8 protein-coding genes and 1 pseudogene are annotated in these 10057 nt (G+C 66.5%); 3 read left to right on the top strand and 6 right to left on the bottom strand.

What is annotated here, in order from left to right; all coding sequences use genetic code 11:
- The 5 genes from ACREC7_RS13685 to ACREC7_RS13705 form a co-directional block, all read right to left on the bottom strand.
- Nucleotides 1-540: tetratricopeptide repeat protein (locus ACREC7_RS13685; RefSeq protein WP_431556244.1), on the bottom strand; the 540-nt coding region annotated here is incomplete at its 3' end.
- Between the two features lie 31 nt (nt 541-571).
- Nucleotides 572-2653: a hypothetical protein gene (locus ACREC7_RS13690; protein ID WP_431556245.1), complete on the bottom strand. Its 2082-nt coding sequence runs from the start codon at nt 2651-2653 to the stop codon at nt 572-574.
- A 6-nt stretch (nt 2654-2659) separates the two neighbouring features.
- The gene (locus ACREC7_RS13695) at nt 2660-5509 is read right to left on the bottom strand and encodes a DUF4159 domain-containing protein (protein ID WP_431556246.1); all 2850 of its coding nucleotides are present in this window, start codon (nt 5507-5509) and stop codon (nt 2660-2662) included.
- On the bottom strand, nt 5506-6462 hold the full coding sequence (locus ACREC7_RS13700) for a DUF58 domain-containing protein (RefSeq protein WP_431556247.1): 957 nt from the start codon (nt 6460-6462) through the stop codon (nt 5506-5508). The genes ACREC7_RS13695 and ACREC7_RS13700 overlap by 4 nt, the downstream gene beginning before the upstream one ends.
- A gap of 7 nt (nt 6463-6469) precedes the next feature.
- Nucleotides 6470-7468, bottom strand: coding sequence for an AAA family ATPase (locus tag ACREC7_RS13705; protein WP_431556248.1), 999 nt, complete (start codon nt 7466-7468; stop codon nt 6470-6472).
- A 168-nt stretch (nt 7469-7636) separates the two neighbouring features.
- On the opposite strand from ACREC7_RS13705, the gene ACREC7_RS13710 reads away from it, so the two are divergent.
- From ACREC7_RS13710 to ACREC7_RS13720, 3 genes are all read left to right on the top strand, one after another.
- Entirely contained in the window at nt 7637-8200 is a 564-nt protein-coding gene (locus ACREC7_RS13710) for a DUF1285 domain-containing protein (protein ID WP_431556249.1), read from the top strand.
- An 87-nt stretch (nt 8201-8287) separates the two neighbouring features.
- Nucleotides 8288-8548: a DUF6111 family protein gene (locus tag ACREC7_RS13715; protein WP_431556250.1), complete on the top strand. Its 261-nt coding sequence runs from the start codon at nt 8288-8290 to the stop codon at nt 8546-8548.
- 14 nt (nt 8549-8562) lie between these two features.
- Nucleotides 8563-9825, top strand: a complete 1263-nt coding sequence (locus ACREC7_RS13720; protein WP_431556251.1) for a CCA tRNA nucleotidyltransferase — start codon at nt 8563-8565, stop codon at nt 9823-9825.
- A 7-nt stretch (nt 9826-9832) separates the two neighbouring features.
- On the opposite strand, the pseudogene ACREC7_RS13725 reads toward ACREC7_RS13720, so the two are convergent.
- Nucleotides 9833-10057, bottom strand: a pseudogene (locus tag ACREC7_RS13725) (hypothetical protein); the annotation flags it as partial.

Here is a 10057-nt window from a genome sequence, read left to right on the forward strand (position 1 = left end):
GCGATCGTAGTCGGCGATCGCGCGGTCCAGGTCCCCCTTCTCCTTGAACACGCCGCCGCGGTTGTTGTAGGCCATCGCGAGGTTGGGATTGAGCTCGATGACGTGGTTGTAGTCGGCAAGCGCGCGGTCCCTATCGCCCTTGCGTTGATAGACGGCTCCGCGATTGAGGAGGAAGACGGCATTGTTGGGATCGAGCTCGAGGGCGCGGTTGAAGTCGGCGAGCGCGAGATCAGCCTCGTCCATGAGCTGATGGACAATTCCACGGTTGGCGTAGATCGGCGCCAATCCGGAATCGAGCTCGATGGCGCGATCAAAATCGGCGAGCGCTCGCGGAAGGCCGCCCCTCTTGCGCATGGCCACGCCCCGATTGGTGTAAGCAATAGCCTGCTGCCGCGTATTGAGCTTGCCGCCCTCGATCAGATTGGTACAGGCCATGATGGCCTGATCGGGCGGAGCGGTTTCGCAGTCCTTGAAGTCGTCGGCGCGCGCGACACCGCCGCTCAACAACAGAAAAGCCGCGGCAAGGACGATGCGGGGCATGCGGTCCCTCCACTCATGGCCGATGTCGCGGCTAATGCCCCTCGCGGAACCAGGTGATGGCCATCATGCCGAGCAACAGGGCAAGCGCGAGGAAGCCGGTGAACAGCGGAAACAGCCGTACCCCTTGCACGTGATAGGCATCGCGCTTGTGCAAGCCCAGCCAATCGGCGCCATGCATGACGTGACCGCCGCGGACCATGACGATGCGCGGCAACGGCGATGTGTCGGCTTGGTTGCGCCCGAGCCAGAAGCTGCCGCCGCCGGTCTCGTTGAGGAGAGGGGAAAGTGCTGCGTCGGTCGCCGTTACCGCGGAAAGCTCCTTGGCGTTGGCGTTGCCGACGGTGACCACGCTCGCAAGCTTGCCGGAAGAGATGCGGTAGACGCCCTGTTCTCCGGCGGTCATCGACTTCCGCCACAGTCCCGGCTCGGCCTTGTCGAGGGTGACGGTCTCCTCCTTGCCAGAGGGCGCCGTCACTGTCACCGGCTCGATCGTGTCCTTGATCGAGCGGCGCTCGAGGCTAAGCGTCTGACCCCGGCTCGTCGCCTTGAGCATCTCCTCTTCGAGGTCAGGCTCCTTCATCAGCCAGTGCGCCAGCCTGCGCAAAAGGTCGGTGTAGGGGCCGCCGCCCTCATAGCCGCGCGCCCAGAGCCAGATGTGATCGGAGAGCAGCAACGCCACGCGACCCTGGCCGCGCTCGCCGAGAACGAGGAGCGGCTTGCCTTCGGCGCCCTTCATCAGCACCTCGGCGTCGCGCGGGTCGACATCGACCACGCGGAACCAGCGGCCCCAGGAAGGCTGGTCGCCCTTTGCGCCGGCGAGATCGCGGGTCACCGGGTGCTTCTGCCCGAGATCGGTGAGCGCCGGCTTGAACGGCTCCTCCACCACGCGACCCGAGGGCACGGCGGGAAGCACCTGGCCAAGTGGCGTGCGGTAGAGGCTCAACGGCGAGGCGTAGTCGTCGCCGGCAGAGACGAGCACGGCGCCGCCGCGCTCGACATAGTGAGCGACGTTCTCGAGATAGAGCAAAGGCAGCACGCCGCGGCGCTGGTAACGGTCGAAGATGATCAGGTCGAACTGATCGAGCTTCTCCTGGAACAGCTCCCGCGTCGGGAAGGCGATCAGCGACAGCTGGTTGATCGGCGTGCCGTCCTGCTTCTCCGGAGGGCGCAGGATGGTGAAATGCACGAGGTCGACGGCGGCGTCGGATTTGAGCATGTTGCGCCAGGTGCGCTCGCCGGCATGGGGCTCGCCCGACACCAAGAGCACGCGCATGTTCTCGCGCACGCCTTCCACGGTCAGCACGGCGCGGTTGTTCACGGTGGTGAGCTCGCCGGGCGCGGCTTCGGCCTCGATCTCCACGATGTTGGGCCCGGCGTGGTCGACCTTGACCGGGATGTCGACCTTCTCGCCGATGCGCACGGTTTTCGTGCTCGGCGGCTCGCCCTGACGGGTGACGGTCAGATTCACGGACTTGGCATCGCCGGGCGTGGTCTCGGTGACCCTGACCTCGACCGGCTGCTCGCCGCCCACGAGGCCAAAGCGCGGGGCGCGCAGGACTTCGAGCCTGCGGTCGAATTCGCCCGGCTTGCCGGTGAGCAGCGCATGCACCGGGGCATCGAAGCCGAGCGCCGCGGCATTTCCCGGCACGTCATGGACATTGCCGTCGGTGAGCATGATCACGCCGGCGAGCCGGTCCGGCGGCACGTCGGCCAAGCCCTTGGCGAGGTCGGTAAAGAGCATGGTGCCGTCGCGGTCGCCGTCGCCGGCGGTCGACGCGGAATGGATCCAGCGGATGTCGAGATTGGGAAAGACTTTCAACCGCTCTTCGAGGTCCTTGCGGATCGCTTCGGTGCGCGGGTCGCGGCCGGCAATCGTCTGGCTCTGCGTGTCGTCGACGACGACGGCGAGCACGTCGTTGAGCGACTCGCGGTCCTCCTGCTTCAAATGCGGATTGGCGATGGCAAGCAGCAGCATGGCATAAGCAAGCGCACGCAACAGCGCGCCGCGCCGCGCGCGCCACAAGAGAAGCGCGAACAGCACCACGCCAAACGCGGCAAGAGCCCAGATCACGGGCCAGGACACGAAGGGGAGGAACTCGATCGACCAGCGCATGGCGTCCTACTGACCCAAACGCTCGAGCAGGGCGGGCAGATGCACCTGGTCGGCCTTGTAGTTGCCGGTGAGCGCGTACATCACGAGATTGACCCCGGCGCGAAACGCCATCTCCCGCTGCACCTCGCCTCCAGGCACGGTGGCATAGAGCGGCCGGTTGCTGTCATCAAGCGCCCAGGCGCTGGCCAAGTCGTTGGAGGTGACGACGATCGAGCTCACCCCATCGGTACGGCGTGAACGCTCCGAACGGTCGGCGTCGTTCTCCGGCTCGGCTTCGACCCAAAGCGTGCCGCCGTCCCAACGGCCGGGGAAGTCGCGCATCAGGTAAAACGACTTGGTGAGCACGTGATCTTCCGGCACCGGCTCGAGCGGCGGCACGTCGAGTTGGCCGATCAGCCTGGTCAGCGCCTTGCTCTGCGTGCCGCTTCCCGGAAGCGAACGTTCCTGGTCGCGGGTGTCGAAGATGATGAAGCCGCCTTGCTTCATGAAGGCGTCGACCTTGGCGAGCGTGGCATCGGAGAGCGGCTCGGCGTCCTCGCGCACCGGCCAGTACAGAATCGGGAAGAAGGCGAGCTCGTCCTTGTCGATGTCGACGCCCATGGGCTCCGCCGGCTCGAGCGCCGTCCGGGCGGTCAGCACCTTGCTGAGCCCGGCAAGGCCCTGACGGCTCACCTCGTCGATCTGAGCGTCGCCGGTCATCACATAAGCGAGGTGGGTCTTGAGCGAGGCCTTCAAGGCGAAATCGTCGGCGCTCGTCGCCGGCTGTTGCGTTTCGGCGTTGGCCGGCGCGTTCGGCAGCGGGAGCATGGCAAGGCCGAGCAGCACGGCGGCGGCCACGGCCCCGCGGCGGCGGAAGCCAAAACCCGTGCTCATGAGCAACACGGCGAGAACGTCGAGGGCGAAGAGCGCCAACACGGCGAGATAGAGCCGGGACTCAAGAGCCACGGGCTTGCGCATGACGTAGCCGCTCACCTGGCCAGCGCCCTCGATAGGCTTGAGCGGGGTGAGCACGGTCTTGGCGGTGATGACATTGAAGGCGCGCGTGGCGCCGGAAGAGCCATAATAGCCAGGCGGGTGCTCAGGGCTCGGCTGGGCGGTGTCGATCTGATCCGGCGCGATCGGGGCCGCCCGCGCCGGAGGCGAGCCCAGCTGGCCATAGCCGTCGAGAGTCTGGATCGGCGGCAATGCGCTTGGCGACACGAGGTTCGTGCTCGTGCTCTTGGCGCTACCGGCCGCCGCCTGCGCTTGATCGCCTGAGCTCACATCGACCTTGCTCGGGCCCATGTTGACGGTGCGGCGAAGCATCTCGACGAACAGGCCCGACAGCGGCAGGTTCGACCAATCGGAATTTGCGGTGACGTGGAACAGCACGATCCAACCCTCGCCGTTACGCGAGGCGGTGACGAGGGGCGTGCCGTCGGCGAGTCTCGCCCACACTTGCGCCTCGGTGGCGACGGTGGGGTCGGCCAGTACCTGACGGTTCACCTTGACGTCGTCCGGCAGGGCAAGTCCGCGGAAGGGACTGGAAGGCTCAAAGGAAGCGAGCGGCTGCGGCGTGCTCCACGACAGCGATCCGCCAAGCGACCGGCCGCCGCGGCGAAGCGCGACAGGCAGCAATTCATCGCCGCCTTGCTCGAGGCGCGGGCCGGCAAAACGGATGAGCACGCCGCCGGCCTTGAGCCAGCGCTCGAGTTCCTCCTCGGTGCCAGGAACGAGCTTGCCGATATCGGCGAGCACGATGGTCGAGACCTTGTCGTCGATCAGCTCATGCACGCCGGTGGAGACATTGCCCTCGGACGGTGTCACCACGTCGGCGTAGGGCGACAGCGCGCGCTGCACATAATAGAGGGGAGAAAGCAGGGGCTGCGCCGCCTCCCGCGATTCGCCGGAGATGATGCCGATACGATGCCACTCCGAGCGCGCATCGAGCAGATAGACCGCACCGGCTGAGCGCTCGCCGCCAATCTCGATGCGGGCGACCTGGTTGCGGATCTCGAGCGGCAGGTCGAAATGCGCCTTGGTCTCTCGCTCGCCCCGCGGCAGCGTGTACGACACTTCGCCGAGCGGCTCGCCCCGGCCGGTGACGGCCCTGACCACGCCGGCGCGCGGGCCTTCGACCCCGCTCAAGATCCGGGCAGTGAGTCCGCTTCGCTCGCCGGCGGTCTGGTCGAGGGCAACCGGCGCATCGTCTCGCTCGGGGCGGAGCGTCAAGACGCTGCCCGCGGAACCGGCAAGCTTGGCCAGGCTGTCGGCGAAGGACCGGCCCTCGCCATAGTCGAGACCGTCGGACAGCCACACGACGCTATAGTCCGTCTTGCCGCCAAGCTCGTGGTCAAGCGTCTCGGCAAGCGCCTTGCGGTCGGGCGCGTAGGGCTGAGGCGCTAGTCCCGCAGCGCGCTCGCGCGCCTGCTCGGCGGCGATCGGCCCGATGAGCGGGTCTCCGGGGGCGGACGGCGCCAGCACCACGGTTCGGCCGTCGCGCATGGCGCGGTCGATAGCCGCGTCGATCACCTCGCGCCGCTCCGGCCAATGGGAAGCCGAAGCCCAGCCGTTGTCGACAACGAGCAGGAGCGGCCCGGTTCCGGCAAAGCTCTCGCGGTCGGGATTGAGCACCGGACGGGCAAGCGCCAGCACGATCAGTGCCGCGAGCAACATGCGCAGCGCCGTGAGCCACCAGGGGCTGTGCGCCGGGGTCTCCTCGGTCGATTTGAGGTCCTTCAACAGCCGCGTCGGCGGGAACACCACCTGTTGCGGCGTCGGCGGTGTCAGCCGCAACAGCCACCAGATCGCGGGAAGAGCCGCAAGACCAAGCAGCATCCACGGCTGCAGGAAGCCGATGGCGCCCAAGCTCATCATGATCGCGACCTCGCCTCGGTCGCGCCGGCTGCAACAGGCGTCGACGGACGAAAGCGGTAATCGCGCTCAAGGCCGGACAGGCGATTGTGGATGGCGAGCACCACCTCCTCGGCCGGCCTGTCGGTGTGGTGGACGAGGAACGACCAGCTCAAGCGCTTTGCCTCGGCGGCAAGGGCATTGCGGTGGCTGTTGAGCCGCTCCCGATAGCGTTCGCGCAAATTCTCGGCGCGCCCGGCGATCACGCGGTCGCGGCCTTCGCTTGCGGAGAATTCGGTGCGGCCTTCGTAAGGCAGAGTCTCTTCGGCGGGATCGAGGATCTGCACGAGATGGCCGCGCACGCCTTGCGCCGCGATCGCCTCGATGCGCTTGGCGGTCTCCTCCACCGGCTCGAGGAAATCGCTGAACAGGAGACATTCGGAAAAGCGGCTCAGTCTTGCCGGCGGCGGCAGGCTCGTCGTCTTGTCCACATCCCTGACCAGGACCTCGGCGACCCGCCGCGAGGCGTTGCGGCCGGCATACGGCCTGCTGCCGAGCACGCCGACGCGCTCGCCGGCACGGGCGAGAAGCTCGCTAAGGGCAAGCGAGAGCACCACGGCGCGGCTTTCCTTGGTGGTGTTCGACAGGCGCGAGCGAAACCGCATCGAGGGCGAGAGATCGACCCAGAGCCAGACCGTGTGCGCCGCCTCCCATTCGCGCTCGCGCACGAAGAGATGATCCGAACTCGCCGACCGCCGCCAATCGATGCCGGCGCGGGAGTCGTTGTAGTCGAAATGGCGGAACTGCCAGAAGGTCTCGCCAGGTCCGGCGCGCCGGCGGCCGTGGCTGCCGTGGGTGACGGTGTGAGCGACGCGCTGCGCCTCGATGAGCAGCGCCGGCATGCGCGCAGCTAGCGCATGGGCCTCCGGCTCCTCGGCCGGAAACGGATGAAGTGCTTTCGCCTCGCGTGTGGCCAAGCTCGGATCACCCCAGCGGCTTGACGAGCTTTGCCACGAGGTCGCTCATCTGCAAGCCTTCGGCTCGGGCGGCGAAGGTGAGCGCCATGCGGTGCTTGAGCACGGGCTCGGCCAGCTCGATCACGTCGTCAATGGAAGGGGCGAGCCGCCCGTCGATCATCGCCTTGGCGCGGACTGCGAGCATCAGGGCCTGGCTGGCGCGGGGGCCCGGGCCCCAGGCGATCATGTCTTCGAATTCCTGGTCGATGCCGGTGCCGGGGCGCGCCGAGCGCACGAGCTTGAGAATGGCGTCGACCACCTGATCGCCGACGGGCAGCTGGCGCACGAGGCGCTGGGCCATCATCAGCTCGTCGGCCGACAGGATGGTTTTCAGCGGGCGGTCCTCCAGTCCTGTGGTGGCGAACAGCATGCGCCGCTCCGCCGCCTCGTCGGGATAGGAGACGTCGATCTGCAACAGGAAGCGGTCGAGCTGAGCCTCGGGGAGGGGATAGGTTCCCTCCTGCTCGAGGGGGTTCTGGGTGGCGAGCACATGGAAGGGCCGCGGCACATCATGGCGCACGCCGGCGACTGTCACATGATGCTCCTGCATGGCCTGCAACAGCGCCGACTGCGTCTTGGGGCTTGCCCGGTTGATCTCGTCGGCCATCAACAGCTGGGTGAACACCGGCCCCTTGACGAAGCGGAAGCTGCGCCGGCCGCTGTTGCCTTCCTCCAGCACCTCCGATCCCACGATGTCGGACGGCATCAGGTCAGGGGTGAATTGAATGCGCTTGTTCTGAATCCCGAGCACGGCTCCAAGCGTCTCCACGAGGCTCGTCTTGGCGAGGCCGGGAACGCCGATGAGGAGGGCGTGGCCGCCTGACAGGAGCGTGATCAGCGCAAGATCGATGACGCGTTCTTGGCCGAAAATGGTGGCGGCCGTTGCCTCGCGCACGTCGTGAATCTTGGCGCCGATCTCGTCGATGCGCTCGAGAAGCTGGGTTTCCGTGGAGGCAAGTGTGGTCATGGGCTCGCTTTGGCTACGAAATGGTCAGGAAGGAGGACTATAGGCCGAAAGGCCATGGGGAGAGGAATACTTTGGGTTAAAAATTGGTCACAATAGTGTTTGGTCTCCCGCTGGCGTCTCCCACGTCAGGTTGAGAGTTAGGTAAGAGGCGTGGAGCGACCGCTCAATATGGCAAGACGAGACGAAAAGAGCGTTCTCCACGCCCTTGGTGAGATCCAAGCCAAGTCCGCGCCGTCAGGCCGCCGGGTCCCCCAAGACTGCGGAGACATCGGCCTCAAGATCGGGCGCGACGGCACCTGGTATTATCGAAATAGCGCCATCGGGCGGAAGCCGTTGGTCAAGCTCTTCGCCTCGGTGCTGAGACAGGAAAAGGACGGCCGCTATTATCTGGTCACGCCAGCCGAGAGGGTTTTGATTCACGTCGAGGACGCCCCCTTTCTCGCCGTCGGCATGACCGTCGAGGGCAGTGGCAAGCGGCAAAGGCTCGGCTTCCGCACCAATCTCGACGATGAGGTCGAGGCTGGGCCGGACCATCCCTTGAGCTTTCGCCCCGAGACGAACGGGAGCTTCACTCCTTTCGTGCTGGTGCGCGATAAGCTGGAGGCACGACTCACGCGGCCGATCTATTATGAGCTGGTCGCAAGCGCCGTGACCGAAGGCAAAGGCGGGAAGCGTGAGCTCGGGGTGTGGAGCGGGGGAACCTTCTTCCCCTTTCCGGGGCCCAAGTCCTAGGGCGCTTCAGCAACACGAGCGCCGCTCGCTTTATGAGGGTTCCGCCGCTATTGTGCGGGTCCGTTCCTGAGCAAGGCATGATTCCCGATGCTTCGCATCGCCCTGATCGACATCTTCATGTTCTCCCTGCCATTTCTGATCTATGGCGCCTATATGCTTGCCGCCAAGGGCGCCGCGCCGGCAGATGTGTGGCAGGACGCGCCGGTGCTCTGGCTGCTCGCGGCGGGATGCGGACTTTTGCTGATCACCATGGCGACTTTGATCCAGTTTTCGGGGGGCAAGCCCGGTGGCATTTATCATCCGGCGACCATCGAGGACGGGGTCATCAAGCCGGGCGAGATCGACTGACGGTTTACGCCCCGATGATCGCGCATGATCGTGAGTGCCGCTCCGAGGCTCCCTCGCTTGCCGGCGCAGAGTGGCTCAAGCGCCGGGAAACGAGCGCCGTGTTCGGCGCGCTTCGCGGCGACAGAATCGAGACGCGCGCGGTGGGTGGAGCCGTGCGCAATGCGCTGCTCGGGCTTCCTGTCACCGAGATCGACCTCGCCACCACGGCGGAGCCGGGGGAGGTGATGGCGCTCGCCGAGCGGGCCGGGCTCAAGGCCGTGCCGACCGGCATCGATCACGGTACGGTCACCGTCATCGCCAATGGCTTGCCGTTCGAGGTCACCACGCTCAGACGCGACGTCGAGACCTTCGGCCGCCACGCCAAGATCGCCTACACCACCTCATGGGAGGAGGACGCGAAGCGTCGCGACTTCACCCTCAATGCGCTTTACGCCGATCGCGACGGCAAGGTGTTCGATCCGCTCGGCGGCTATGGCGATCTCGCTGCGGGGAGGGTGCGCTTCATCGGCGACGCCGAGGCGCGTATCAAGGAAGACTTCTTGCGCATCCTCCGCTTCTTCCGCTTCCATGCTTATTACGGCAGGGGCGAGATGGATGAAGCCGGCCTCAAGGCGGCGGTGAAGCTGCGCGCCGGGCTCGAGCAACTCTCGGCGGAGAGGGTCGCCGGGGAGATGCGGCGTATTCTCGTCGCGCCTCAAGCGGCGCGCGGGGTGGAGGCGCTTTACGATTATGGTCTTCTCACCTTCGTGCTTGGCGGCGTGCCGCGGCTTGGCCGGTTCGAGAGGCTGGTCGCCATCGAAGAGGCCAACGGATTGGCGGCGGACGCTAGCCTAAGGCTCGCGGCGTTGGCGGTCTTCGTCGAGGAGGATGTGGCCCGCGTTGCCCTGCGCTTGCGGCTCTCCAATGCCGAGCAGGCGGTGCTTGCACTTGGGGTCCGGCAAGTCGCGACCGCGGGCTTGCCGGACGAGGCTGCGGCGAAATCCGCCCTCTATCGCCTCGGCCAGAACTACCGCCCCGCCCTGCTGCTTGCCTGGGCGGATGCGGGCGCCTCTCCCGACGATGCAGAATGGCGCGGGGCGCTGGCGCTGCCGGAGCGATGGCAGGCTCCATGTTTCCCGATCGGAGGTGATGACGTGATCGCGCTCGGTGAGCTCAAGGGCCCTGAGATCGGCGAGCTGCTGGAGGTGCTGGAGCAGGAGTGGATCACCTCAGGTTTTACGCTCGGCCGCGATCAGCTTCTCGCCAAGGCCCGCGCGCTCGTGGCGACGCGGAGATAGGTCGCGCCTAGCGCACGGCGATCCAGATCACACCGATCAGCGTTGCGGCAAAGGCGAGCGAGACCGGAATCATAGCAATCTCGATCAGAACTTCGCGACCACGCATCGGCCCCGTGTTGGTGCCGACCTCGCTTTCAAGAAACTCGCGGAAGGTCGTCTTGCGCTGGCGCCAGGCGAGCGTCGTCAACGGGCCCGGGTCGGGCGGCGGCCAGTCGTAGTCGGACGTCACGAG

The organism is Methyloceanibacter sp., from assembly GCF_050728395.1.
Taxonomy (GTDB): Bacteria; Pseudomonadota; Alphaproteobacteria; order Rhizobiales; family Methyloligellaceae; genus Methyloceanibacter.

What these genes read in the sequence shown, in the direction of transcription:
- ACREC7_RS13690 (WP_431556245.1), bottom strand. Translation starts at nt 2,653, where the DNA reads ATGCGCTGGTCGATCGAGTTCCTCCCCTTCGTGTCCTGGCCCGTGATC.
- ACREC7_RS13695 (WP_431556246.1), bottom strand. Translation starts at nt 5,509, where the DNA reads ATGATGAGCTTGGGCGCCATCGGCTTCCTGCAGCCGTGGATGCTGCTT.
- ACREC7_RS13705 (WP_431556248.1), bottom strand. Translation starts at nt 7,468, where the DNA reads ATGACCACACTTGCCTCCACGGAAACCCAGCTTCTCGAGCGCATCGAC.
- ACREC7_RS13710 (WP_431556249.1), top strand. Translation starts at nt 7,637, where the DNA reads ATGGCAAGACGAGACGAAAAGAGCGTTCTCCACGCCCTTGGTGAGATC.
- ACREC7_RS13715 (WP_431556250.1), top strand. Translation starts at nt 8,288, where the DNA reads ATGCTTCGCATCGCCCTGATCGACATCTTCATGTTCTCCCTGCCATTT.
- ACREC7_RS13720 (WP_431556251.1), top strand. Translation starts at nt 8,563, where the DNA reads ATGATCGCGCATGATCGTGAGTGCCGCTCCGAGGCTCCCTCGCTTGCC.